This is a genomic window from Paradesulfitobacterium aromaticivorans (genome assembly GCF_054657415.1).
In genome coordinates this window covers 638,807-663,551 of sequence record NZ_BAAHYT010000011.1, presented here as the reverse complement: position 1 = coordinate 663,551, position 24,745 = coordinate 638,807, and the positions used below count along the sequence as shown (strand labels likewise).

General features: G+C 47.0%; 25 protein-coding genes. 6 read left to right on the top strand and 19 right to left on the bottom strand.

Features of this window, described 5'->3' with window-relative positions; all coding sequences use genetic code 11:
• Nucleotides 1-2: 2 nt before the first annotated feature.
• Complete coding sequence (locus ACYQ2N_RS19990; RefSeq protein WP_460001177.1) at nt 3-581, bottom strand: P27 family phage terminase small subunit; 579 nt, start codon at nt 579-581, stop codon at nt 3-5.
• A 229-nt stretch (nt 582-810) separates the two neighbouring features.
• Between ACYQ2N_RS19990 and ACYQ2N_RS19985 the strand changes: the two genes are divergently transcribed.
• On the top strand, nt 811-1,008 hold the full coding sequence (locus ACYQ2N_RS19985; RefSeq protein WP_460001176.1) for a hypothetical protein: 198 nt from the start codon (nt 811-813) through the stop codon (nt 1,006-1,008).
• A 20-nt stretch (nt 1,009-1,028) separates the two neighbouring features.
• On the opposite strand, the gene ACYQ2N_RS19980 is transcribed toward ACYQ2N_RS19985, so the two are convergent.
• The 16 genes from ACYQ2N_RS19980 to ACYQ2N_RS19905 form a co-directional block, all read right to left on the bottom strand.
• A complete protein-coding gene (locus ACYQ2N_RS19980; protein ID WP_460001175.1) occupies nt 1,029-1,409 on the bottom strand; it encodes an HNH endonuclease in 381 nt (126 codons plus the stop codon).
• A gap of 140 nt (nt 1,410-1,549) precedes the next feature.
• Nucleotides 1,550-2,044 (bottom strand): hypothetical protein, encoded by a 495-nt coding sequence (locus ACYQ2N_RS19975; RefSeq protein ID WP_460001174.1) that lies wholly within the window; start codon nt 2,042-2,044, stop codon nt 1,550-1,552.
• 72 nt (nt 2,045-2,116) lie between these two features.
• Nucleotides 2,117-2,716 carry a hypothetical protein gene (locus tag ACYQ2N_RS19970; protein WP_460001173.1) on the bottom strand — a complete coding sequence of 200 codons (600 nt, stop codon included), beginning with the start codon at nt 2,714-2,716 and terminating at the stop codon, nt 2,117-2,119.
• Nucleotides 2,717-2,838: 122 nt separating this feature from the next.
• Nucleotides 2,839-3,288 carry a sigma-70 family RNA polymerase sigma factor gene (locus ACYQ2N_RS19965; protein ID WP_460001172.1) on the bottom strand — a complete coding sequence of 150 codons (450 nt, stop codon included), beginning with the start codon at nt 3,286-3,288 and terminating at the stop codon, nt 2,839-2,841.
• Nucleotides 3,285-4,643 carry an SNF2-related protein gene (locus ACYQ2N_RS19960; protein ID WP_460001171.1) on the bottom strand — a complete coding sequence of 453 codons (1,359 nt, stop codon included), beginning with the start codon at nt 4,641-4,643 and terminating at the stop codon, nt 3,285-3,287. The genes ACYQ2N_RS19965 and ACYQ2N_RS19960 overlap by 4 nt, the downstream gene beginning before the upstream one ends.
• Complete coding sequence (locus tag ACYQ2N_RS19955; RefSeq protein WP_459999535.1) at nt 4,624-4,905, bottom strand: VRR-NUC domain-containing protein; 282 nt, start codon at nt 4,903-4,905, stop codon at nt 4,624-4,626. The genes ACYQ2N_RS19960 and ACYQ2N_RS19955 overlap by 20 nt, the downstream gene beginning before the upstream one ends.
• A 195-nt stretch (nt 4,906-5,100) precedes the next feature.
• The gene (locus ACYQ2N_RS19950; RefSeq protein ID WP_460001170.1) at nt 5,101-7,464 is read right to left on the bottom strand and encodes a virulence-associated E family protein; all 2,364 of its coding nucleotides are present in this window, start codon (nt 7,462-7,464) and stop codon (nt 5,101-5,103) included.
• Nucleotides 7,461-7,877, bottom strand: a complete 417-nt coding sequence (locus ACYQ2N_RS19945) for a DUF7768 domain-containing protein (RefSeq protein WP_460001169.1) — start codon at nt 7,875-7,877, stop codon at nt 7,461-7,463. Before ACYQ2N_RS19945 ends, ACYQ2N_RS19950 begins: the two co-directional genes overlap by 4 nt.
• Entirely contained in the window at nt 7,864-8,652 is a 789-nt protein-coding gene (locus ACYQ2N_RS19940) for a phage antirepressor (RefSeq protein ID WP_460001168.1), read from the bottom strand. Before ACYQ2N_RS19940 ends, ACYQ2N_RS19945 begins: the two co-directional genes overlap by 14 nt.
• A gap of 98 nt (nt 8,653-8,750) precedes the next feature.
• Complete coding sequence (locus ACYQ2N_RS19935) at nt 8,751-10,718, bottom strand: DNA polymerase (protein ID WP_460001765.1); 1,968 nt, start codon at nt 10,716-10,718, stop codon at nt 8,751-8,753.
• Nucleotides 10,719-10,786: 68 nt separating this feature from the next.
• Entirely contained in the window at nt 10,787-11,368 is a 582-nt protein-coding gene (locus tag ACYQ2N_RS19930) for a DUF2815 family protein (RefSeq protein WP_460001167.1), read from the bottom strand.
• Between the two features lies 1 nt (nt 11,369).
• Entirely contained in the window at nt 11,370-12,497 is a 1,128-nt protein-coding gene (locus ACYQ2N_RS19925; protein ID WP_460001166.1) for a DUF2800 domain-containing protein, read from the bottom strand.
• On the bottom strand, nt 12,494-12,811 hold the full coding sequence (locus tag ACYQ2N_RS19920; RefSeq protein ID WP_460001165.1) for an rRNA biogenesis protein rrp5: 318 nt from the start codon (nt 12,809-12,811) through the stop codon (nt 12,494-12,496). The genes ACYQ2N_RS19925 and ACYQ2N_RS19920 overlap by 4 nt, the downstream gene beginning before the upstream one ends.
• Nucleotides 12,812-13,079: 268 nt before the next feature.
• Nucleotides 13,080-13,508 carry a sigma factor-like helix-turn-helix DNA-binding protein gene (locus ACYQ2N_RS19915; protein WP_460001164.1) on the bottom strand — a complete coding sequence of 143 codons (429 nt, stop codon included), beginning with the start codon at nt 13,506-13,508 and terminating at the stop codon, nt 13,080-13,082.
• 337 nt (nt 13,509-13,845) lie between these two features.
• Complete coding sequence (locus ACYQ2N_RS19910; RefSeq protein WP_460001163.1) at nt 13,846-14,886, bottom strand: helix-turn-helix domain-containing protein; 1,041 nt, start codon at nt 14,884-14,886, stop codon at nt 13,846-13,848.
• A gap of 32 nt (nt 14,887-14,918) precedes the next feature.
• Entirely contained in the window at nt 14,919-15,734 is an 816-nt protein-coding gene (locus ACYQ2N_RS19905) for a hypothetical protein (RefSeq protein ID WP_460001162.1), read from the bottom strand.
• Between the two features lie 226 nt (nt 15,735-15,960).
• Between ACYQ2N_RS19905 and ACYQ2N_RS19900 the strand changes: the two genes are divergently transcribed.
• From ACYQ2N_RS19900 to ACYQ2N_RS19885, 4 genes are all read left to right on the top strand, one after another.
• A complete protein-coding gene (locus ACYQ2N_RS19900) occupies nt 15,961-16,170 on the top strand; it encodes a helix-turn-helix domain-containing protein (RefSeq protein WP_460001161.1) in 210 nt (69 codons plus the stop codon).
• A gap of 65 nt (nt 16,171-16,235) precedes the next feature.
• Nucleotides 16,236-16,559 (top strand): hypothetical protein, encoded by a 324-nt coding sequence (locus ACYQ2N_RS19895; protein ID WP_460001160.1) that lies wholly within the window; start codon nt 16,236-16,238, stop codon nt 16,557-16,559.
• A 24-nt stretch (nt 16,560-16,583) separates the two neighbouring features.
• Nucleotides 16,584-18,332 (top strand): site-specific DNA-methyltransferase, encoded by a 1,749-nt coding sequence (locus ACYQ2N_RS19890; RefSeq protein WP_460001159.1) that lies wholly within the window; start codon nt 16,584-16,586, stop codon nt 18,330-18,332.
• Nucleotides 18,333-18,337: 5 nt separating this feature from the next.
• Nucleotides 18,338-21,160, top strand: a complete 2,823-nt coding sequence (locus ACYQ2N_RS19885) for a DEAD/DEAH box helicase (RefSeq protein ID WP_460001158.1) — start codon at nt 18,338-18,340, stop codon at nt 21,158-21,160.
• 590 nt (nt 21,161-21,750) lie between these two features.
• On the opposite strand, the gene ACYQ2N_RS19880 is transcribed toward ACYQ2N_RS19885, so the two are convergent.
• Entirely contained in the window at nt 21,751-22,083 is a 333-nt protein-coding gene (locus ACYQ2N_RS19880; protein ID WP_460001157.1) for a hypothetical protein, read from the bottom strand.
• Nucleotides 22,084-22,218: 135 nt separating this feature from the next.
• Here ACYQ2N_RS19880 and ACYQ2N_RS19875 point away from each other — a divergent pair.
• Nucleotides 22,219-23,786, top strand: a protein-coding gene (locus tag ACYQ2N_RS19875; protein ID WP_460001156.1) for an IS3 family transposase whose coding sequence is annotated in 2 segments (ribosomal slippage) — nt 22,219-22,695 and nt 22,698-23,786 — 1,566 coding nt in all. Because the reading frame shifts where the segments join, the coding sequence is not laid out codon by codon here.
• A 446-nt stretch (nt 23,787-24,232) separates the two neighbouring features.
• Here ACYQ2N_RS19875 and ACYQ2N_RS19870 read toward each other — a convergent pair.
• Nucleotides 24,233-24,703: a DUF4829 domain-containing protein gene (locus tag ACYQ2N_RS19870; protein WP_460001155.1), complete on the bottom strand. Its 471-nt coding sequence runs from the start codon at nt 24,701-24,703 to the stop codon at nt 24,233-24,235.
• Nucleotides 24,704-24,745: the final 42 nt, after the last annotated feature.

The following is a 24,745-nucleotide window of genomic DNA, read 5'->3' as shown; positions in this document are numbered from 1 at the left end:
CGTTACCGTCCTTTCCTGCCTGTTAACAGTGCTTCCATAATGTCGTCCTGCGGATTGCTCACAAAGGCTGTGGTGCTGTTTTGCTTAACGATGTCGAAGATTTCATACCAGAGTAGATTGGCCTGTTTCTGGAAGGACTGGCTCATCTGCACGAAAGGGCTGGTTATCGCCCCGCCCGTTGTGGGATGCTTGCCTAGAAGGCCATAAATACTGATGGCTTCCTCGCATTGAATATAACGGGTGAACGCCTGGGCATACGCTTCGATGAGCCTTGGGTTAACGAACTTCTCACACCCGCGATCCTTGAGCCAACGCCACGATTCGATGAAGAGCGCATCAGCACCCAGCGGCTTACCGTCCTTCTGCCTGGCGCTAAGGTAATCACTCGGCGCAGGCATATCTTCTCCATAAAGATCGGAGGCACCGTCTAAATCCTCAGCTTCCAGAATGGATTCTGGATGCAGGTCCGGTACCTCCAAGATCTTTGCGGCTTTGCCTTTTATAATTTTATCTGCCAGGGGCTGTGGCTTATCGCCAGCGCGAACACGTCTTCCGCCCCTGTTAGTTCCGTCTTTTGCCACGCGCCGTCATCTCCTTTTTTCGCTGTGGCGGGTTAATCCCCCGTTTGAACCGGCATTTTTGCGCGCGTGACCCCCCGCCCGGTCCCCTTTCAAGCGGTCGGGAGGATTTATACCCCCCCACTGCCTAGTTAAATGCAAGTTAACAAAATATTTTATCAAAATTGTATTTTTCTCTTGACAACTCTTTTAGTACTCATGGTAGATTTTCCTTAGGAAGGGAGGTGATGGAATGCCTAAGAAAAATATTAAACCACTTACCCCTGGGACAAAATCTCCATTATCCGGGCAAGGAATTGAAGTTGGCCCAAGAGGCGGTAATCCAAGTAAAACAGAAGTAACCTTAGTACAAGGAAAAAAAGTACCACCAACGTCTGCACCTGGGCGGAAAATACAAATTGTTGATGAAACTAAACACAAGAAAAAGTAGTCAAACAATAAAGCGTCTTTCTAAGTAGACGCTTTATTGCTTTTAATTGCCCAGCGTCCATCGTTTTGAGCCGTCTTGCTGTCGTGACATGCTTTGCATAAGCTCTGCCAGTTACTCTCATCCCAGAACAGTTCCTTATTTCCTTTGTGGGGCTTAATATGGTCAACGACATTAGCCGGAGTGAGTTTACCTTCCTGCTCACACAGAACACAAAGAGGATGAGCTTTTAGATAACGTTCCCTGGCTTTTCGCCAACGGCTGTCATACCCTCGAGAAGCAGCAGAGCCACGTTGACGGTTATATTCTTTTTCGGTCTCTTGATGATGCTTCTCACAAAACCGTCCAGACGTTAGCCTTGGACAGCCAGGGTTAGAGCACGGCCGTTTGGGTTTGTAGGGCACTGGGATCACCTCGTTTTGGCATGCAAAAAGCCCCCGCGGTTTTTATTTCCGCGAAGGCTCTTGATATAGCTTTCGATACTATTATTATACAGTGTCTTTAGGCAAAGACTCCCTCGGAATTCCCTCATTAGTACCCATTGTTACGACTCGTCATTACGTTGCAAAAGCACTTTCCCTCCAACAAAAACTACTGCAGTAAGTACAAGTCCGGCAATTCCCAAAGCACCTTTACTAAACAATCCATCAATAAATTTTTTGTTCTCTGAATCTTTATCAAACTCTTTTTTGCCTGTTTCCATAATGCTATCAACAATATGCTTTCTATATTCCGCGTCTTGATTCTCCTTCTCTAGCTCACCCTTTAAGATCTCCCTAATCTCATGATAGGCATTATGAACATTATCCTGACTTTCCTTATTTGCAGTTAAAGATGATTTGTGCTCCTTTTCCATTACATCCAACGCATCAGTTGCAAATTTTGTAAACTCAGGAAGTTTCTCTATTATCTTAAAAGCAACTTCTTTATCCATATCAGGCATCATTGCTGCAAATCTAATCATCTTATCTTTTGAAAGGTTTTTCCATGAATCAATCTCTAGCACTTTTTTTATATCATCTTCATTCTTAAACTTCATGTGAGGCCTCCATTATTTATTTTTTATAAATCGATTTTAGCAAATTTGCCAATATAATTAAATCTCAAACAGTTATAATCCAAGATACTTCTTGCAGTACGCCTCAACTTTATCTGCAAAGGCTCCAGGAATTTTTTCCTGCCAATAGGGAACAGAAGCTATCAGGGACTTAAGTGCTTTTTGATACTTGCTTTCTCCCAGCTCTGTTTTTATTTTTCCCATCAAATACTCTAGGTCCTTATATTTCAAAACGCGTGTGTTGGGATCGCCATTAACCAGATTAGCAAGAACCGTCAAATAAATGAAGGCGCTGCCTCGGTTCATTCCTGTCTTCACGGACACCTCAGTGCTGAGTGGATTGATTTCACCGGACCCTTCGATATGCCTTAAGAATGCAAGCCACACTTCATCAACCATCGCAGTGGTAATCCTGCTGTTGCTGCGTGTAGAAGCTTTTGAATCGTCTTCAAAAGAGTCCTCGAAATCCTCGGTGATTTCTGGTTCTGATCGCTTTGACACTGTTCCGGCCATCGTCATCGGTAATCCCTTTTCCAGGGCAACTCTCCTCAGAAAAATACTAACCGCAATCTCCGTATTCATTCCGAGGGAATGCAGAATTTTCTCTGCTTCATGTAGGGTTGCATCATCGATATTGATTTCAACCTTTGCCATTCTGAACACCTCCAAAAATACTATTGCCTTTCTTGGGCTTACTATATCATTTCTATATTTACTTGTAAATAGTATTTTGTAGTATTTTTATTTCTACAATAGAAAGTGATAGTATTTATGAATCAACAGTATAGAAGGCTCCGAAGATGGTTTAGGGCATTCGATCGAAGGCGCTCAATATGGCTTTCGCTGTAATTAAGTTCGTTCATTAAGCGATAGGTCGCGCCAGATTTTCGGTTATCCGTCATATAGAACTCCGAAAGGACGTGCTGCTCGGCATCCGTCAGGTTCGCCCACGCAGGCTCGAACCAAGCCATGTATTCGATGGCCAGGCTGTAACGCTCTCGCAGAATGTCCAGCTTATCTATCTGGGCTGCCAATTTATCTGTCCCAGCCTGTGGATTCCTTATTGAAGGCATTCCTGAGAGCTTCGGGCTTCTTGGCGATATCATCTGCTCGTACACATCCTTGATTTCCTGTGGGGTGTTGTTGATGATAAACCGCATGTTTTCATAGTCGCGGATGGCGGCTACGGTAGCGGCGTTCTTGTTGATGTATTTCAGTGCAATCATGCGACAGCCTCCTTCTTCAAGTTGGCCCTGACCGCTTCAATCAGTGCAGTCTGGGTTTTATCTTTTAGCATGAGGGCTTTCATGACTTGTTCGTCAATCGTGCCCTTGGCCATGAGATGGTGAATGACTACAGTATCTTTCTGTCCCTGCCGCCAGAGCCTGGCATTCGTCTGCTGGTAGAGTTCCAGGCTCCAGGTTAGTGAAAACCAAACGAGGGTTGAACCACCTGCCTGCAGGTTCAGGCCGTGACCCGCCGAAGCAGGATGAATCACAGCAATGGGAATTTTACCTGCGTTCCACAGGCGGATGCTCTCCGTCGAATCCAGCTGTTTTGCAGGAAACCGCTCGAGTATTCGCTGGAGGTCATGTTTGAACCAGTAGGCGATCAGAACCGGTTTTCCGTTGGCCGCCTCAATCAGATCCTCCAGTACGTCCAGCTTGCGATCATGTAGATGGGCGACTCCATGATTCTCGTCATAGACTGCGCCATTGGCCATCTGTAGCAGTTTCCCGGAGAGGGCAGCCGCATTAGCTGCATCGATTTCCTTACCTTTTAAGGACAATACCATCTCATCCTTCATGGTCTGGTAGTGCTCCTCCTCAGACGCCGACATCTGGACAGGGACTTCGTTTATCACCAGTTCCGGTAATTTCAGATAATCACTGCCCTTCATGGAAATCGTTATATCCGAAATCAGGCGGTAGATAGCTTCCTCCGCACCGGGTCTCGGCTTATAGGAAAACACTACCTGGGCATTTCGTTTGTCGGGAACAAAGTAGGTGGAGCGGAAGTCTCCGATAAACCGTCCAAGCCTCTGACCCATGTCTAGAAGTCTGAATTCGGCCCACAGATCCATAAGGCCATTACTTGAGGGCGTTCCCGTAAGCCCCACAATTCGCTTCACACCGGGCCGCACTTTTAGAAGACTCCTAAATCGCTTGGCCTGATGAGACTTAAAGGACGACAATTCATCGACCACAACCATATCGAAGTCAAAAGGAAGCCCGCTTTTTGTGACCAGCCATTCCACGTTTTCACGGTTGATAAGATAAACCTGAGCTTTTTGCATCATCGCAGACTTCCGCTCTTTTTCATTCCCGACAGCAACGGTGTATTTCAGGCCATACAGATGATCCCATTTCTCGATTTCAGCAGGCCAAGTATCCCGGGCTACTCGCAACGGAGCTATGACTAAAACCTTACGGACAAGAAAACTGTCCAGTGTCAGGTCAAAGATGGCCGTCAGTGTTATCACCGACTTGCCAAGACCCATATCAAGGAGGATTGCAGCAACAGGATTCTGGAGGATATACTCTGTGGCAAAAACCTGATATTCATGTGGTTCGTATTTCATCGAGTATCCCTCCAATCTGCTCTTCATCATCCATGACATATACCAAAAAACCCAGTCTCCGAAGCATCACATGCCTACTGATCTGCAATGGGCGTGGTTTACATCCCATCGCTTTAACCTCAACAAACGCCATCTTCCCTCCAGGAAGCAACACAATGCGATCAGGCATTCCATCGTAACCAGGCGATACAAACTTCACGGCGATTCCACCGGCTGCTTTGACTGCCCGGACAAGTTTCTGTTCAGTCAATTTCTCGCGCATAAGAACCTCCTTGTGCCGATGTTCATGCCCAAGCGTTTTAAACTATTACGCGCGTATACGCGCATATACGTGCCTATTACTTCCTTATTACTAATAACTACAACATTGAATAGATGAGTTATCGGCACAATGGGAACAAGCACGGTAAGAAGCCTGCTGAATAAAGGGCTCGCGACTTTGCCCACCTTGTGTGCTTTACTCGTTATGGGCATCATCGGCATATGCCTGCACCTCACTTTCAGAGCGAACGAATACACGCTGAGGGCCATAAAGCGGTACATGCTTTTTGCCAGTCTTGTTGCCCGTGAATTTTACCCAGCCACCGATCTTGCCCAAGATACTCTCAATTTCATAAGAATCGCCCTTTTTGATAGTTTCACGGCTTTTGCCAAAGCACTCACACCAGATTTCCATAACGCAAACCTGTTGCCGGCGCTCCGTTCCGACTCGGGTTTCACCGCCGAACTCGCTGCCGGACAGGAAATTGCGTCGCTGATAAAGGTCCATCTTGTCCCAGTCTTCAGGAAGTAAAGCGTCAAGATACTCATCCACCAAACCTTCGCGATCGTCGCTTTCCATAGCATCCCGCTGCTGCGAGACCGCTTCTTCAGCCAAAGCCCCTTTGAGGAAAAGCTCCTCACCAACCTTATAGCGTTCTACGGCCTCGGCCCAGATCTGGTCGACCTCGGTGAGCTCCCACGCATGATATTTGCCATGACCTATGACACGCACCGGCCAGAACCGGCGATTGCCGGTAATATCCCGGAGGAACCCACCGTCAGAGTTAGTGGTGCCAACAATAATGCAGGAGCGCGGGTGGCTTTCCACCGACACGCCATAAGACTGGCGATACTTATCATCGGTTCGTGTGATGAACGACTTCACCGTCTCCACGTCCATCTTCTTGATGCCCGCCAGTTCGCCAAGCTCCAGTATCCAGTAGCCCTGCAGCTTCTCTGGTGCGGTCTTATCCTTCATATCAGAGATGGAGAGTGAGTCAGAGTACCACTGACCGCCCAGCCTAGCAAATAGCGTGGATTTGCCGATGCCTTGAGAGCCGTTTAGGACGAGGATGGAGTCAAACTTTATGCCGGGTCTGTAAATGCGGGCAACCGCAGCCACCAGCGTTTTCCGTGTGACCGCACGGACATAGGGAGTTTCCTCTGCGCCCAGATAGTCAATGAGCAGCGTGTCGAGCCGTTCGATCCCGTCCCATTGGAGCGAACCGAGGTATTCCTTGACCGGATGATAGAGCCGCTCTACTGAAACCACGCCAAGAAGCGCGTCTTTGAACTTGGTCGGTGACCAAATCCCATAGGTGCGCTCAAAATACAGCTTGGCACAAGCCAAGTCGGTATCGCTCCAACCTGGCTTAACTTGCGGCCACGGTAGTTCGCCTACCACTTCGATCAAGTTTTTAAACTGGTTGAATACGATTGTCTGCAGCGCCGGATCAAACCGCAGAATGGTGGAAATATTGGAAAGGGTGTCCTTGATCTTGCCGTTCTTTTCAAGCTCAAGCCGGCCTTGCCAGTCCTCGTCATCTGAAAACTCCTCTTCAATCTGGACTTTTCGTTCCTGGGCAAACTGCGCCTTTACCCGCGCATCTTTAACCGCAAATTCGGACATCGCTTTGAACGATGACTTTTCATCGAGATCAGGATATTTATGAAGCCGCACCAAATCAAAAGCGTTCAGCAGCTTCCCGTAGACCGGATCCGTGGCGTGGTGTGAATAAGCAAACTTACCTCCGTAGATAACCACCCCGGCACTGGAGTCGGCTGGGATATAGTCAAACCGGCCTTCCATCGCGGAGGGTTCGTAGACATCGGACAAAAACACTGCGATGGCGTCCTCTATGGGATAAGCCCTGCAGAAAGCACCGACCACACCACTTTTTTCGAGCGGGTCTTTCTGTTGCTTCAAGACACGCTGGATAACTTCCGATTGCCGTTTTGAGGTCGGCCACATGGAAGTATCCCGCCAGTCGGCGTACTTTGAAAGGTAGCTATCAGGATCAAGCAGAACACCGTCCTTTTCATGGAACACAAAATCTCCGTCCGATGACGTGGAAGGCCAGTACATCAGGCGGGAGGGCTCATAGGTGGTATCATCAAACATATCAATGCCGATTTCTTTGGCCACCATACGTCCCAGTGCCGGATACTCATCCTCACTAACCTCGCGGGCTAGTGGGATAACCAGTCGAAGACGTGGAGCCTCCGGTGTATGCTTGTGGGTGGAATACAGGCAGCAGGCCCAATCGTAGAGGGAGTCAATCTGCGCCCAGGTATCGGGCGTAGCGTAGTCCATGTCCAGCGTGAGCATGGATCGGCAAAGCACATTACCGTTTCTGCGCTTGCCTTCCCGTAATGCCCCGCCCACGAAACCGCCGATGTCTTTTATGGAATCCTGGCGTGCCTTTGTCATCTTGCGATACTCAGACACCGTCTCAGTCGTACGCTTCGTGGTGCGAGCCGTATCTTTAAAGGCTAGCCAGGCGATATCCTTGTTCTTCCGCTTTTTATCCATCCGGCTGTTGCCGATTGCTATCTTCATTCGAAAACCTCCTCACAGACATCGCTGAAACGGCGGATGGGTATTCCACGCTTTTTTGCCTTCGCGATCTCCCGTTCCATACCACTGGATATATGGCGGCCGAACACCCATAGTTCGTCGCACTTGCCGAGCCAGACCATCCCGAAGGACAACCCTAGCTCACGCTCGGAAGGATCATCTTCGTCCAGCACCTGCGGATAAAGCAGGTGGGGCGCGAAGGGAATCGCGCCACTCACCACTGCAAACCGCATGTACCGAATGGCTCTCATCGTGTTTCCTGCGATATCCCCAGCAAATGGCGAGCAGATGAACACGCAGGGTTTTCGTGTCTTTGCTTTTCCCTCACGAACCACGGCAGCCAGTGCATCGGCAGCCGTGGGATCGGGGTAGTGTTCAGCATTAAATCTGTCCATTGCCGCCACCTCCGCTTAAGAAATAGTTAACGAAATACTGCTGGCCCTTGCCCGTAACCTTGGTGGTCTTGGAGATGGTGACATGACCATCTGAATGTGTAATGGCTGTTTCTTTGACCTTGAACAGTCCCAGTTCCATAGCCTTCTGAGTTGGTGCATTGTAGTCGGTACCCTTGCGCTTAATCAGAAAGCCATCCTGCCTAAGCCGCTCAAATAGACGATTCTGTCCAATCTCAATTCCGTTGCCTTTCAGGATTTTGGCAAGCTCGCCAATGAGAATTGTTCCATCCGATACCGACACCGCATCGGCAAAGACCACTTTCGGCCTGTCCACTGCAGCCTGAAGCTGGAGTTGTTCCTTCGCCTGGCGTTCTTCCTTTAGTGCGGTCAGTACCTTGATCCAGGCATCGGGGTCGTTCATGATTTCTTCCAGCTTTTTAGAGGTGATATATGCCCCATGCTGTCGGATGGATGGCAGGACTTCGTGGGTGACCCAGCGTTTGAATTTCCGCGCTTCAGGTTTTCGTGAAAGCAGAATAACACTGTAAAGCCCGCTCTCGCTGATTATGGTAATAGGAGTGTTGCTCTGCGACCCTAAGTAATGTTTAGGGTCAACTTTTTGCCGTTCATCCTCTTCAAGCCTGTCTGCAATCATGCTGGGATTACTTAGATCCAGCACATCGCACACGTCCTTCAGCACCCACCACGGCTCGCCATTCCTCTGAATTGTTCTGACTTCCTTTCCCTCGTAGGAGAAAACCTGTAAATTGTTCATAAAAGAACCGTCCTTTCTGAAGGCGCGAAGATTTTAGTTTGGCCTTCGCTTTAAGCCAGGAGAAAGGACAGTTTCGGACGGTCAATTTAATAAGTTCCTCAATCTTTTTTATAAAATGAGCACACAAAACCATCGGAACGAAGTAAAAGCCCTTTTGCCCAAGACGGGACCCTGCTCATTTGCTCGCAGAGAGCTTCCACTGACACTCGCATGTCAGCTTCGATCACGATCTCGTCATGGACGTGCATGACAATTTCAGAGTTCCGAAACATCTGAAGTGCATGACAGAGAATGTCACGGGAAACAGCCTGGACGATGTTCTCCACCAGCTTCGGACCGTAGGTTTCGATGCGTTCCCATTTTTTCGTTGCACCCACACCTTCGTAAGTCACCGCATCGTTCCCAAATCGATTCTGGCCTATCTTCGGCTTTACATAAGAGAGACATCTGCCTGAAGGAAGCGTCACAAACAGCATCCCGCTTCTGCATTCAAAGCGAATCCCGTGGGTATCTGTGGCAGTACGCTCCCGGACAGCTGTCATGGCAGCTTTGTCCACGTCCCACCAAAACCGGACTATGTTTGGATTCGCTGCACGCCATATGTTGACCAGCGGCTGCAGTTCATCTTCACCGACACCCATATCAAGCGCGCCCATGGCTTTCAGCGCACCAACCGACCCGCCAAAACCGAGGGCGAGCTCTGCAATTTTACCTTTTTGTCGCAAGGGGCTACCCTTAGTGATTTCATCGATGGGCACGTGGAACATCTGACTAGCTGATGCTTCATAGATCCGCCCGTGGGTAGCAAACACCTCGTTTCGCCAGGTCTCCCCAGCGAGCCACGCAATAACACGGGCTTCGATCGCCGAAAAGTCAGCTGCGATGAATTGATGACCGGGTTTCGGTATAAAGGCGGTCCGGATGAGTTCCGACAACACATCTGGCACGGCATCGTAGAGGGTTTCCAGTATCTCGTAGTCGCTGGATTTTACGATCTGCCTTGCATGGTCTAAATCGGGCAGATGGTTCTGGGGCAAATTTTGCACCTGCACGAGTCTCCCGGCCCAGCGACCGGTGCGGTTCGCACCATAAAACTGCAAAAGGCCTCGAACCCTGCCATCTGAACAGACTGCATTCTGCATCGCCGTGTATTTTTTAACGCTGCTTTTAGCCAATAACTGCCTCAGTTCCAGCACCTTTCCCAGTGGCTCTGGTGCAGTCTTTAGAAGCTCTTTTACCGCAGCTTTTCCCAGCGTGTCGGTCTCCAGCCCTTGCTCAGAGAGCCATACCTTCATCTGAGCGACCGAGTTGGGGTTCTCTAGGGCAGTGATCTGATGCATCAAGTGGGTCAGTTCGTTTTTTGCCCGGTTATCAAAGCGGATGGCTTCCTTAACCAGATCCATGTCCAGCCTGATGCCTCGGTCGTTGATCTCCTGATCGAGAATATAATTTTGCCACTCAAAGTCGGGTACGGGAAACTTGCGAAGTTTTGCCTGGATCTCGATCTCAGTCTCTACATCGCGGGAATTGTAGACCTTGTACTGCTCCCACTTATCCTTAGCATCGGAAGGTAGGTTGCGTTCATGTCCACCGTTAGCCTTTGAAGGTTTACAGGGCATAGAGAAATAGCGGATCAGTTCTTTCCCTTCCTTGAGCTTTTGCTTTTCCAGCCCCAGCACCATGCCAGCGCCTTCCAGCGAAAGCGGCAGACCCATGTATGCCGACCAGACCATGGAGCAGCGCCACGATGAAGGGTTGAGAAATGGGCTCTCTGGATTACCCTGGTCCGGGGTGATACCCAGCCGTTTAAGCCAGCGGGAAAGACAGACCCGCTCAAACTGAGCGTTGAAGGCCCATTTTACAACATGTTCATCCGTTAATGCTTGGATGATCTCATCCGGCAGGGTTTCGCCGCTGGCAAGGTCTATGACCTTTACTTCACCGCCATCTATTGAATAACCGAACAAAAGAATGTCGAAGTCTGGGGACTCCGAGTATTTGTACACACCGCATTTGGCTAGATCGGCGCTAGAATACGTCTCAATATCGATTGATAGTGTCTTCATATTCTCTCCGTAGCGGAAAAGAGCGGCAAGGAATCCCGCCGCCCAATCCGTCATATTGTTGGTTTTCCTTATCCAAGGAAGTCATCGCCATCGTAATCTGAAGCGAAATCGTCTGCTGCGCTGTTCTTGCCACCAAGTGGCTCACCATCGCGAACTTTCTGGATGTTGCCCAGGCCGCAGGCGATACCACGATTGCCATTGGAATTGAAGGCATAGAAGTTGATACTGACCCTCGCATAAACTCCGGAATAAACCTCAGAACGGATCATGATGGGGTTCAGGGACTTGTCTACGATCTCCGGCGCGGAATTGGAATTGGCATTTACAAAATAGCTGTCTGCATACGCCTCATCATCTGGACGGTCGATATCTCCGTCACGTAGCGGCAATTTGAGCGCTGACCTATTAGGGATTTTTCCGCCGAATTTCCCACGGCCTTCTTCAATGGCGGCGTTCACCGCTTTGTTAATTGCATCAATGGTCTTGGTATCGGATTTAGGAATGATGAGCGAGACGCTGTATTTCTCTGCGCCTCCGTTGATGCTCTTTGGCTCCCAGACGTTGGCGTAGGACAAACGCACAATGCCTGTGACGACCTTGGTGGGATTTGCTTTTGAACCTGTGTTCATTCTGTTTGCAGTATTTGGCATGTTACATTTCCTCCTTAAAATCGTGTTTTGCGGATGTAATGATTTCCGGGCGTTTGTCGGTTATGGGTACCAGCGCCGGTTTTCCCGGCGATCTTTCAATGAGTCTCTCGAAAATTTCGCTGAATTTTGGCTTGCCCATTAACTTTTCCATCTCAGAGAGGGTGATCAGGCTTTGTCTGTAGATATCTCGGTAACCAGCTGCCTTTGCAGCTTCTGCGACGGCTAGTTCGTCCTTGTACTTCCTATTTGATCGACCTTCGACCAGTTTGAAGCCGTTCCAGTGTTTGCCGTGACTGACCGCGGCTTCCAGCGCGTAGGATTTGATGTCGTTCGCCCAGGATGACAGGTCGTCCAGCTTTGCAAGCATACCTTCAATGTCATCGTCGGTAAGAAGCGGTGGCAAGGAGAACTCAAACCTTGCAAGGTTAAGCTTTTCCTCAGCACGCGCCCGACACTTGACTGCCGCCCGGCAGAACTTGCACCAGTCACCACAACAATATTCACCGCCGCCCTCAAAGGCTAGCTTGGCTGTTGGTATCAGGACATCTTCTGCCCACTGGTAGATCGATTCCTTAAAGACTGTGTATGTGTTGACGTTCTCCCGGCGCGGCTGATATATGGTCATGGCCACCTCGTTGATGTCATAAATGCCGTCAAAAAGATCCAAGGCACCGAGGGCGTACAGCTTCATCTGTGGATTGCCTTCTGCGTGAACTAAGACTCCTTGACCGTACTTGAAGTCGACGATGTGAAGTGTTCCATCCCCGATGACCACACAGTCGCCTGTTCCAAAGCCGTCTGGTACAAAGCGGGAAAAGTCCAGGCGCTGCTCGATCAGGACCGTAGGATCAGAGCAGGACTGCTTTAGTCCTGCTCTGATCTCTAGCACGAACTCCAAATATCCGTCCGTATAGGCATCCATTTCATCTGAGTCGTACTGGGAGGTTGGCTTTTTCGAACGCATCTTGAGGGCTTTTCGCAGCTTGTGTTCTGCAAGCGCATGGGCAGCCGAGCCCTCGGCAGCCGCCTCGCCGCTGTTGTCTGTAAATTCCCGTTCCAACCTTGCGGATGGCGTACAGTTTATCCAGCGGTGCGCTCCGGACGCGGATAGGATTGCGTGATCGCTCATTTGAGTTCCTCCGCATCTGCCAGAAGAGGAGCGTAGTTTGCTGGGGCAATCTGGCTTAGTTTTGGCGCACCGTACTTTTCCAAAAGCCCACGCACCTCTACGGTAAACCCAGCTTGGCTTTTTTCTGCCAGCACGGCTCGTACTTGCTCGAGCGAAACTGCTTTAACCGCGGGCATCGTTTCAGCAGCCGGGGGTTGCTGAGGTGCAGGTTCGGCAGGTTCTTTGCCCGCCATCGCCTCCGCTGCCAACTGGATGCTGTCCGCCAGAGAGCGCATCCCTTCTACCACATCAAGTAATAGCTTGATTTTGCTCACCGTTTTCACCTCCCACCTCAACTATGGACAGCGTCTTTACGCTGTCGCCGGGAACGATGACCGTCAGTCTTTGCTTATCGCCCAGCAGAAAGCGAACCAGTCGCTCCCGTATGGTGACATGTCGGCAGCCGACGATCCCTCCGCCTGGCGGTTCTTTCGAAACACTGATTCTGAGTGTGTGTCTCATGTGAATCACCTTGCCTTTCTGAAGGCTGGTTTTGTTTGTGCCTTCTGATGTAAGCCAAGAGAAAGGGCCGAATCGGACTGCCTATTCCAGAAACTTTTTGAGTTTCTTCTTGGCGCGATCCACGGCATGGCGTATGGCTGATTCGTCCTTGCCCTCCAGTATGGCGAGATCGGTGTATGACCAACCTTCCAGCAAGCACTTGCGGATCAGGTACTGTTGTCGATCGTTCAGGCAGGTCATGGCATGGCTGATGACTTCAGATTCGATTAAGTCCGCAAGCAGGTCTGTACCATCACTGAAGTAGCGGATGTCCTCGTATTCAAATGTGGATAGCTGGGAGTGACGATCAGGACGTGAATTTTTGCGGTCGTTTTTCTTTTCTGCTTCGGTTGACTCCAGGTAGAAGGTACCGACTTTTTCGGACACTTCAAGTTCGAGAATTTTGCCATCGGTGTCTTTGTAGTTGATTAATATTGATTTTTTTGGCTGCTGATTGTCATTGATTGGCATAAATAAGCCCCTTTCTCGGGCGAGAAAAGGGCATGACAATCTGCCAAAAAACTCGCGTTTTTTTAAAACGGGAGCCTTTTGGCCTTCATTTTCTTCGGTCAGCATCAAATGCCAGATTGTTTATTAGGGATCCTTGTCCAACCGCCAACTCGATTTTATAAGTAAAAAGGTTTGTCCACACGGGCATGAAATGTCCGCCTGATTTGGATTGAATACATGAAAAAAGCCCCTAAAAACGGGTCGTATGGACTCGTTTTTAGGGGCAAATAGTGTAAATTATCGCGTAGAAGTGTAAAAAAGACCCGGACACAGAATGTCTGGGTTGGGCGAATATTTTTTACTTTTCTTTTGTTAACGGGTCAAGTTCTAACCTTCTGAGAATATCGTTGCATTCTATAACCGTTTTCGTGTAGCAGGAGTTGAGTAAAAACCGATATGTCAGATGCTTCGGGCTGACACCGAGTGAACAAGCCGACCGGCTAATTAGCGCTTCGCTAACCACTGGCGGTAATTGCAAAGCGATACAAATCGCGACTATGGTTTCAATCGTGGTCTCATATTCTTCGTTGTTTCTCATTCTTTGAATAGTTTTGGGATCAAGACAGCAGTCTCCCGCAAGCTCTTCGACTGTTTTCTCTTTCCAAGCCATGAGCGACTTCAGTGCCCCTGAAAACCCGCCGGGCAGATTCTGCATAACTTCAGCAAGTTCCTTATTGTAAGCGATGATGGCTTTCGTCTGGGCGTCGACATCGTCATTGATATTTGAATCACAGTAGTGTGCTTCAAATATAATATCGGATGTGGCGTCCCTATAGAGAACGCACTCCGTATAGAACTCCTTGCCATAACTGTTGGCAGTTCTCTGAATAGTCAAATCAAAAACAAGGCAACATTCGTCGATATGGTACCTCGCATAGTCAGTCAGAAAAGCCTGGTCGTGTCCATCGTATGCTATGTACCTTGGATCATTTATGCAGAAGTGAGAATCAACAAAGAGGTAGTTGCCACTTTGTATTTTCTCTCGTAGCACCGGATTCATAGAACTTTCAAACACTGCATCCCGCTCGCTGATTGAATAGGTCTGGTACCGTTTGAGCGTACCTGGTTTGAATGCATGCGGCTTGACATAACGCCCGTCTATATATGTAAACGTGCCGATTGCATCTTCAAACCCGAGATCAACCATGCGAATTTTTGCAGCGAAACGTGAAACGCAGAAGAAAAGAGCCACCTCATCGATGACAGCTTCCATGATGTCAATAGATTCGCAACCCGGAAACAGCTTTAAATATTTTCTTATAAATTCTGCCGCCTTGATTTTTGTCTGGGTATATGGCATTTGGATGCGCGGAGCAAGCGCATTTGCCTGCCATTCCATCCAGTCGGTTGCCGACCGGATTTTGTTATCTTTTATCCCACCGACCACCTGGCATTTAATCTGGGTGGCATTCTCATTAGCCGTTCCAATTCAAAGGCTTTTCTGTGCTTATCCCAATGTACGCATTCGTGAACAATAGTGTTGTTGACAGATCCCAGATTACGAAGGAAAAAGGAATCCGGGTCAACGAATATGGTACCTTTTCTTACTTGGATGTTAGTAAATTCTGAGTTTTCTTTATCATAATATTCCGTTTCGCAATCCGTGAAGAAGACCTGACCAAAAACGGTAAAATCTGCGGTTATATGTTTTAGCTGGATCGAAAGCCCCATACGTTTGGCTAGGATATCAGGATCGATAGCCATGGGCTTATATAGAGCTTCTTGATAGTAGCGCTCCAAAAAGTCTTTGGCAAACTCTTCTAATTGTTCGCTTTTTATAATTGGCACCAGCGAATCCGACATAGGGTTTTGTCGTTTATTTTTGTTATTGTATTCTTCAATTGCGAAGATTGAAAAATCATCAAGATTGCGGGAGAGGTCACCAGCACATGAGATCTTAAACCATTGTATTTTTTCATCATAACGGTCAGTATGCCTGTCAGTCTCTGATATCTCAAATTCCGCTTCCAAAAGAACGTAAAAGGCGATTTTCATGCCAGGCAGGTTATCTACAAAAACGTTTTTAATTTCGATATTTGATAATTCGGCGTTGTCGATTTGACGCACTTTTCTAGAGGAGACATCCAAATCCCGATGATTCTGTTCAAGATAGCCGGATACTGCATCGAACAGCTCGTCATAAAAACGATGTGTTATATATTCTTTAATCGAACAACTTTGGGCCATCTCCATCCCTCCGTAAATCATCTTATTTAAATGTGTATTGGGAGTATAGGCGTCAGAAAAAATCCTTTTCATAAATAAATAAATTGTATCACTATGCAAAGAATCATTCAATGATCTCTAAATAAAAATCGAGCGAACGTAAAGATATTTGATTGTTTTCATAGTGTTGATATGGTATGCTTAAATATATTTAATCATGACCTACCACTGTGGAGAGGTGATTTCGATGGCTATTAGCTATAAAAAACTTTGGAAACTATTAATTGATAAGGACATGAAGAAAAAAGATCTGCAAAGAGTTGCCAGTATCAGCTCCGCCTCCATTACAAAACTTGGAAAAAACGAAAATGTAAATACTGAAATATTGCAGAAAATCTGCACTGCTTTGGATTGTGACATAGCCGACATCATGGAGATATTACCAGACGGGAAGTAAGTCCGTTATATGGGACAGCAATGAGCGTAGTATTTTAGTGACAACCTATAGATAGGAGCAAAATTATGGCTGCATTAACCGATTTAATCAATCAGGTGGAGGATAAAACCTTACAAGAGCGGCTGCTGCAGGAAGCTGCCCGCCTGAGCAAACAAAAGAAATTCGGCCTTGTTTTTGAAGAGCACATCCCGGAGTGTACTCCTCTTTATGGAATTTCCATAAAACGAGGAAGTACCGTGGCAAAGAAGGCCGGACCTATTAATGATATATTCCGCGTAACCAGGATTAATGGTGAAGAGGCTCTGTGCCTCCATTTTTCTACCGGCGAAACTGAAACTGTCGCACTTTCGGAACTGGTGCCCGTAGCACAGTTTGGTGAGCCGATCTAACCTGCCCTGCAGCCTACGAATTCTGTGGAAAACGCGCCGGATAGTAACCTGTGGCATACGCTTATCGAAGCGGATAATTATCACGCTTTGCAGCTCTTGGAATATCTTTATCCCAAGAAAGTGGACTGCATTTATATTGATCCTCCTTACAACACAGGTGCACGTGATTGGAAGTACAACAACGATTACGTTGATTCGTCAGACGCTTGGAGGCACAGCAAGTGGCTTTCCATGATGCAGAAGCGCTTGAAGATAGCGAAGCGGATATTGAATCCGGATAATTCCGTAATGATTATTACCATTGACGAAAAGGAATATCTGCATCTCGGCTGCTTGCTGGAAGAGATGTTTCCTGAAGCGAGAATCCAAATGGTGAGTAGTGTTATTAACTCCGCAGGTGTAACAAGAGGCGATGAATTTTCACGTTCAAACGAATTTCTATATTTTGTTAAGATGGGAAAATCTTCGCCTGTAGCACTCGCTCTATCAGAAGAGTGGCGCGGTCACACTAAAACATCAAAAAAGGAAGCCTTGGTATGGAATCAGCTGATGCGCTCCGGGACTGGTGCACGGCGTGTTGATAGACCAAATATGTTCTATCCAATATATGTAAATCAAGATGGCACGAAAATCGTTGAAATTGGACAATCAATTGAGAGAGATGTTGATCGTACCTCAGTTGAGCCTCCGGAAGGCACAAGAATTATTTGGCCAATTCGTTCAAATGGAGAGGAAGGAAGGTGGAGAATTGGACGGGATAATTTATTAGAGATATATAAAAAAGGTTATGTTAGATTAGGTGCATTTACCGATAAAGGAATGGCATTGACATACCTGGCTAATGGGGAGCAAAAGAAAGTTGAAAATGGAGTCTTCAAAATTGCAGGATATCGTGATGATGGTTCAATTGTTGAGGGCGACATGGAAGAAGCTCGGACGTTTATTCCGGGTACCCAATGGGATATTCCTTCACACAATGCTACATATTTTGGATCACAGTTGCTAAACAAATTAATAGGAGAAAAGCGTTTTGATTTTCCGAAATCCCTATATGCTGTTCAAGACGCTATCCGTTTCTTCACAGCGGATAATCCCAATGCTTTGGTTGTAGACTTCTTTGCTGGTTCTGGCACAACACTACACGCTGTTAATCTTCTTAATGCTGGGGACGGCGGGCACCGTCGCTGCATCATGGTCACCAATAATGAGGTGTCTGCTGATGAAGCAAAAAAACTGACTGCACAAGGGTATCAACCCGGTGATTCAGAATGGGAAAAGCTCGGCATTGCTCAATATGTCACATGGCCACGTACCGTTTGCAGTATAGAAGGTCATGATATCAATGGTAATCCGTTGAAGGGCGATTACATTGGCAGTGATCGTCCAATGTCCGACGGTTTCCCAGCGAATTGTGAATACTTCAAGCTGGGTTTTCTTGATAAAAACGACGTTGCTATGGGAAAGCAATTTATGGAAATCCTGCCGCTATTGTGGCTCAAAGCAGGTGCTATTGGCAAGCGTCCGGAGCTCGATGGCAGTGAAATCCCTGACATGCTGATTCTACCTCAGAACAAAATGGCCGTGCTTGCCAATGAAAGCGACCTTATGGAATTTGAAGCGGAGCTCGACGAGCATCCCGGAATTGAAACCGTGTTCATTGTTACGGATTCAGAGAGAGCATACAGAGAGATGATTTCCGGTCTCAAAGTGAAGTACACCTATCAGCTCTACCGTGATTATCTGGATAATTTCCGCATCAACGCGAGGAGGTAAGTAAGATGAAAGTTGAATTATTCCCGTTTCAGAAGCTGGCCCTCAGCAATCTGAGAGCCCAGACCGCAGAAGCTCTAGGCAGCTATCGTCGCACCCATACTCCTCAAATCGTGTCCTATACCGCGCCCACAGGTGCAGGAAAAACAATCGTTATGTCCGCTCTGATTGAAAGCATCTTTTTCGGAGATGAAGTATATCCGGACCAGATTGACGCCATCTTAGTATGGCTTTCCGATTCTCCGGAACTGAATCAACAGTCAAAAAATAAGATTGACATGAAGGCGGACAAAATCCGCCTTGATAAGTGCACCATTATTGCGGATGAGTCCTTTGACCAAGAAATACTGGAGGACGGCAACATCTATTTTCTCAACACACAGAAGCTGGGTAAAGGAAGCAACCTGACAAAGCATGGTGATGGCAGAACTTATACCATTTGGGAGACACTCGGTAATACTGTCCGCGAAAAATCCGACAGGCTCTATTTCATTATCGACGAAGCGCACCGTGGTATGCAAGGCCGTGATGCTGCCCGCGCAACTACAATCATGCAGAAGTTCCTGAAAGGCAGTCCGGAGGACAAACTTCCGGCAATGCCTGTTGTCATCGGTATGACCGCGACCCCGGAACGCTTCAACAATCTCGCTGCCGGTATCATGTCCACAACGCATTATGTCGTGACTACGGCAGACGAGGTTCGTGCCTCCGGTCTGCTGAAGGATAGAATCGTTATAACTTATCCGGATACTATCAACAACGATATGGCTGTGCTTCAGGCTGCTGTGGACGATTGGAAGCAGAAATGGGAGCATTGGACACAGTATTGCTATGAGCAGCACTACGCCTATGTAAATCCTATTTTTATTGTTCAGGTGCAGAATGGTAGCGGAAATCAGATCTCCGCTACTGATTTGGACGATTGCCTGCGGAAGATTGAAGAACGCACTGGAGAGCGATTCCAGTACGGAGAAGTTGTCCACACCTTTGGACAGACAAGCACGTCTCTCACGTTGAATGGTATAGAGGTTTGCTATTGTGAGCCCTCTCGAATCGCGGAGGATAGAAAAATCAAGGTGGTGTTCTTCAAGGAGAACCTTTCTACCGGCTGGGATTGCCCTCGTGCAGAAACAATGATGTCCTTCCGTCACGCAAACGACTCGACTTATATCGCGCAGCTTCTGGGACGCATGGTAAGAACACCTATGCAAATGCATATCATGGTGGACGATGTTTTGAATGATGTCCATCTGTTTTTGCCGTACTTCAATGCCGATACAGTTAATGATGTTGCCGAAGCTCTTCAAAGTACCGAGGGCGGCAATATCCCGACAGAGGTGTATGGCGAGTCTTTCGGCGAGAGGGTTTTTGACACGCTCACAGTACGGCCGAGACGAACTCCACAGGTGAATACTGCGCCTCGCCAGATACCGCAGGTGGCAGGACAGCTTACCGTTACAGACATTCAGCAGCCTTCCGGTGAAAGCACTCCGGCAGAGGGAACGAATATTGCTGAAACGCATATCGCAACTTCTGCGCCATCAGATTCCAGCAATCACATTACGTCGGCTCAGACCCCTGAGACACACGACAAAGTACATGCTCCTGCTGATACAAATCAGCCTGACGCACCTTCTAAAGCTGCGACAGAGGAAGTGCCGGAAGTTGAATCGGCGTTTGACCGCGAGGATGTCATGAAAGCAATCAATGATGCTGGTCTTTTGACCTATGATGTCAGAAGTGTGCGCATCAACAATTACCTTCATTCTCTGTTTGCGCTGGCACATCTGTTTAGCCAGTCTCAAATCCATGCCGGTGCTTACGATGAAGTCGTGACCGATATTGTTGGTATGATTCACGACCACATTGAGACGCTGAAGGCAACCGGAAAATACTCCGAGTTGGCTGCTAAAGTGATGCAGTTCAAGCTGAACACGCAGGTGTTTGATGTCTTTGGTGAAAGCGTTGATAATAATGCCATTCATGACCTGTTCTCTGCCACAGATACCGATTTGGATAGGCAGTTCAGACTTGCCGAAACGAAGCTCGGTAATGAAGGCGTCGGAATCAAGTATGGTCGTCAGTACGAGGAAGAAGACAATCCAAATGCCTACAAAATTGATGTGATTCTTTATGCAGCTGACAGTGACTGCATTGCGGCGCTCAACTCTTATGCAAAAGACCATTTCCATCAGATGAACGACACATACCGTCGCCGCACGACGTCACTTTCCACTCGCTTCAAGAAAAAATACAACGATATTGTATCTGACGGTGATATTGTCAGCGAACACAATTTTACATTACCCGAAACCATAACTTGTGAACGTAATGCAGGTGGACGTGTTTATTTTAACCATCTTTTTGTCGGTGACGAAGGCACAGCAACTATCGCATTGAATACTTGGGAAGAAGGCGTTTTGGATGAAGAGTCTGTTCGACCGGACTTCGTCTGCTGGCTTCGGAACCCGTCTAGAAAATCATGGTCTCTGTGTATTCCGTATGAAAAAGATGGAGTCAAAAAGCCTAGCTACCCGGATTTCATTATTATCCGGAAAGACGAGAACGGCGGATATATTATCGACATTCTCGAACCGCACGATCCCACAAGAACGGACAACCTTGGGAAAGCTAAAGGCTTCGCCGAATATGCGCGTCAAAATCCCGGCGTAGGTCGTATTCAGCTTATAAGAGAAGGCCGCGACGCATCCAATAGACCGAGATTCAAACGCCTTGACATGTCAAAGAGCGCTATCCGTGATAAAGTAACTCGCGCAATAAATGATGACGAGCTTGGGCATATCTTTGATACAGACGGCTTCTTTGATTGATTTCAAAGCAAGAAATCGCTGAGAATTGGTATCGCTTGTACGAAACCCTGCTTTCGGGACTGTAACATGATAGCTAACATTCGAGGGAGGGATGTCTATGATTTCTAACTGGAGTACCGCTATCGGATTTTTTTGTTTGGTAACCGTGAAACTGCTAGGCTTTATAGCCCCTCTTGATTGTTTGGGGTTACAGTGGTTAACAACTAAGATATATTATTTATACCCCCAATATTTCAACGATTACCTGTTGGCTATGCACACCCCCTGCTAAGTTTCAACGATTACCCCGGCAAACTCCACGGATAAATGCAGGGTAATATCTTGTCATCACCAACATACTATGCCACAAAACTATAAAAGCCGCTCTCGCATAACGCAGGAGCGGCTATATTACTGCACTTTAAGATAAAATAAATTCACCAGTTGATAAAATTCTTTTTATCAATAGATGATAGATTATTTGTCTAATAACTCAATAATTGATACAAATTAACGATACACTCGCTCTTTGCAAAGGGGGGTGCATTTTTCGAGGGGGGTGCATTTCTGCATATCATTTAGAACACTGCGAAGTTAATTACGACTTACGCTTAGTTATAAATTGGTCGCATTCCAAACCCTTTATGCTTGTTCAAATCATATACCCTGATAAAATACTCATTCTTTTCAATAGTATCGGTAAACTCATTGCCACCATCAACCTTAATTAAATACTTGGTTGGTTGATTATTGGTAATCATGCCGAAAAATACGCCATAATCTTTCTCTGAATTAGTCCCTTCATTTGTAACCAATACTATAGGGGACCCTTGAAAGAAGATATCATATTTGTATTTATTATTTGGCAGACGTTTAAATGCCGCTAGTCCAGTCACTTGAGGAAAATTTGGGGTTGGTTGGTATGACAAAAGCAGTAGATGCAAATTGTCAACATCTTTTTCTAACGCAATAGTAAAGTTTTTTGGTTCACCCTGAAACCAGTATCCCCCTGTGTTAGGATAGTTGACGTAGGAACTAAAGAAAAGTATCCTTGAAGGAACACAGGAGGGGAAAACGATATGAGATATCCCAAAGAGTTGAAAAACTCTATTATTACAAAGATGTTACCGCCAAACAATCAGTCTCTCAGTCAGATTCAGCAGGAGACAGGTGTCCCCGAAGGGACATTGAAGCTATGGCGTAAGGAAATACGTGAAAAGGGCTTTGCTGCCCCTGCTGGTGAACAGCAAAGTGAGCAGTGGAGCACACGCGACAAGTTCCTCATCGTGGTTGAGACATCCACCCTTAGTGAAATTGAATTCGCGGAATACTGTCGTAAGAAGGGTTTGTATGTTGAACAGGTCAAGTCCTGGCAGGACAACTGCATGCAGGCCAACGGCGGTGTGGCTCAGGAACTAGCCCTCGCACAACGGCGAGAAAAAGAAATAGAGAAAGAGCTAAAACAGGTTAAGAAAGAACTTCAGCGAAAAGAGTCAGCGCTAGCTGAAACGGCAGCCCTGCTTGTGCTAAGAAAAAAAGCCAATGCGATTTGGGGACCAAAGGACGAGGAGGTCTGACCAGCACTGCAAATCGCGACATCATTATTAAGCTGGTAGAAGAAGCAGTAGCAAGCGGAGCAAACCAACAGCTTGCTTGTGAAGAAGTTGGTATATCCGTACGAACCTTTCAACGTTGGTGTAAAGCCGTGGAACATGGATCCGATCAGAGACCCTTGACCAAGCGTCCTGAACCGGCGAATAAACTTACGGAAGCAGAACGCAAGGAGATTCTAGAAATCGTCAATCAACCTGAATTTAAAAGTTTGCCGCCCAGTGAGATTGTCCCGATTCTTGCGGATCAAGGTACCTATATCGCCTCCGAATCAACCTTCTATCGAATCATGCGCCAAGCCGGTGAACAGAATCATCGTGGTCGTTGTAAGGCCCCCTCCAGCAAGCCTAAAGCCACGCATTGCGCTACCGAACCGAATCGTGTATGGTCGTGGGATATTACGTATCTCCCCGGACCTGCTAAAGGGCTCTACTTTTACTTATACCTTATCCTGGACATCTTTAGTCGAGACATTGTCGGTTGGGAAGTCTGGCTCGAAGAAAGTGCAGAACATGCCAGTCAACTCATTCGGCGAGCAGTCATGGCCCAGAATATAACCCGACAAGAAGAACCTTTGGTCTTACATTCCGATAATGGTAGCCCCATGAAAGGAGCATCAATGCTGGAAACACTCTATCAATTGGGTATTACGCCTTCTCGAAGTCGCCCAAGGGTTAGCAACGACAATCCTTATTCAGAGTCCATTTTCCGGACCTGTAAATACCGCCCGAGCTATCCAATCGGAGGATTTGCTACGATTAATGATGCCAGGGCATGGGTCAAGGAATTCGTCCATTGGTACAACTACAACCATCACCATAGTGGGATCAAATTTCTTACACCACACCAACGTCACAGTGGCCAGGGTGAAGAGATACTTAAGAAACGGCACCAGCTCTATGAGGCTGCGAAAGCCCGTCATCCAGAACGCTGGACACGACAAACAAGGAACTGGACCTTGCCGAATGAAGTGTGGCTTAATCCAGAGAAGTCTCAAGACGAGGATCGAGTTGAGTCTAAAACGGATGCATCATAGGGGCTGTTTCATCGAAGTAAAGAGTTAAGTGTCAGGGTGCACGCGGGATACCGGAGGCCGAAGGCTGAGGATATGCGCGCTAGCATCCCAGTGACACTAGCGAACAAATACGCTAAAGGACCGAATGGACTTTTTGATCCGCAGATCACAAAAGTTCCTTCTGGCAAGCGCCCGAGCGTCCGGGCTTGTTTTCGTCGTAATTAACACATCGTGTAATAAAGTAATTTTGGTCAAATGCGACAACTATCTTGACAATTACCGGTATTGGTCAATACATTTTGTTAGTTCATCGTGCGTTAAATCTTTGTTCGCAATGTATGCTTTACTATTAGTGTAAACGGAAAATCCGTAAGCCCCAATTATCAGTATAATACCAACTAAAACTACTAGAAATTTCGCCTTATCTTTTATCACTATATCCCACCCTCTTATGGCAGATACCTCCTTTAACCTTGACCCATGTCATCTATTAACCACGGTGCATTGTCACTTTCTTTAATCAAAGTAAAATATTCAGTTTGCAATCCACTTGACCACGGTGGAGTATTTTTGCTATACACGGATACATAAGTGACTTTGTACGCCACAACATTGTTCGGTTTAACTCCGTTAACTTTCCCACGACCACACGCCAAATAACCATTAACTGTGGTCATATCGTTATTTCCAATTCTCAAAAGCTTTATGAATATTAGATTCTTAAAACCAAGAACCATGTTAGATTGGTCATGCCAGCTTGTAAAGGTGGATAACAACCCCTGCCTATTTTTCTGATTATAGTATTTAAAGTAGTTTTCGATTACTTGTTTTGGTTGTAATGAATTATTATTGTTGGTAGAAATGCTTTTATTACCGTATCCTATTAAGATAATAAACAAAAAACTGATAAGCCCAACGATTACTAAAGTTTTTTTCAAGTTAACTCCTCATTTACGCACCAACAGCAATCCCACCAATCC

Excerpts from the sequence above, each read along its gene's own strand:
- ACYQ2N_RS19985 (WP_460001176.1), top strand. The coding sequence starts at position 811 with ATGCCTAAGAAAAATATTAAACCACTTACCCCTGGGACAAAATCTCCA.
- ACYQ2N_RS19975 (WP_460001174.1), bottom strand. The coding sequence starts at position 2,044 with ATGAAGTTTAAGAATGAAGATGATATAAAAAAAGTGCTAGAGATTGAT.
- ACYQ2N_RS19970 (WP_460001173.1), bottom strand. The coding sequence starts at position 2,716 with ATGGCAAAGGTTGAAATCAATATCGATGATGCAACCCTACATGAAGCA.
- ACYQ2N_RS19965 (WP_460001172.1), bottom strand. The coding sequence starts at position 3,288 with ATGATTGCACTGAAATACATCAACAAGAACGCCGCTACCGTAGCCGCC.
- ACYQ2N_RS19960 (WP_460001171.1), bottom strand. The coding sequence starts at position 4,643 with ATGAAATACGAACCACATGAATATCAGGTTTTTGCCACAGAGTATATC.
- ACYQ2N_RS19955 (WP_459999535.1), bottom strand. The coding sequence starts at position 4,905 with ATGCGCGAGAAATTGACTGAACAGAAACTTGTCCGGGCAGTCAAAGCA.
- ACYQ2N_RS19950 (WP_460001170.1), bottom strand. The coding sequence starts at position 7,464 with ATGAAGATAGCAATCGGCAACAGCCGGATGGATAAAAAGCGGAAGAAC.
- ACYQ2N_RS19945 (WP_460001169.1), bottom strand. The coding sequence starts at position 7,877 with ATGGACAGATTTAATGCTGAACACTACCCCGATCCCACGGCTGCCGAT.
- ACYQ2N_RS19940 (WP_460001168.1), bottom strand. The coding sequence starts at position 8,652 with ATGAACAATTTACAGGTTTTCTCCTACGAGGGAAAGGAAGTCAGAACA.
- ACYQ2N_RS19935 (WP_460001765.1), bottom strand. The coding sequence starts at position 10,718 with ATGAAGACACTATCAATCGATATTGAGACGTATTCTAGCGCCGATCTA.
- ACYQ2N_RS19930 (WP_460001167.1), bottom strand. The coding sequence starts at position 11,368 with ATGCCAAATACTGCAAACAGAATGAACACAGGTTCAAAAGCAAATCCC.
- ACYQ2N_RS19925 (WP_460001166.1), bottom strand. The coding sequence starts at position 12,497 with ATGAGCGATCACGCAATCCTATCCGCGTCCGGAGCGCACCGCTGGATA.
- ACYQ2N_RS19915 (WP_460001164.1), bottom strand. The coding sequence starts at position 13,508 with ATGCCAATCAATGACAATCAGCAGCCAAAAAAATCAATATTAATCAAC.
- ACYQ2N_RS19910 (WP_460001163.1), bottom strand. The coding sequence starts at position 14,886 with ATGGAATGGCAGGCAAATGCGCTTGCTCCGCGCATCCAAATGCCATAT.
- ACYQ2N_RS19905 (WP_460001162.1), bottom strand. The coding sequence starts at position 15,734 with ATGGCCCAAAGTTGTTCGATTAAAGAATATATAACACATCGTTTTTAT.
- ACYQ2N_RS19900 (WP_460001161.1), top strand. The coding sequence starts at position 15,961 with ATGGCTATTAGCTATAAAAAACTTTGGAAACTATTAATTGATAAGGAC.
- ACYQ2N_RS19895 (WP_460001160.1), top strand. The coding sequence starts at position 16,236 with ATGGCTGCATTAACCGATTTAATCAATCAGGTGGAGGATAAAACCTTA.
- ACYQ2N_RS19885 (WP_460001158.1), top strand. The coding sequence starts at position 18,338 with ATGAAAGTTGAATTATTCCCGTTTCAGAAGCTGGCCCTCAGCAATCTG.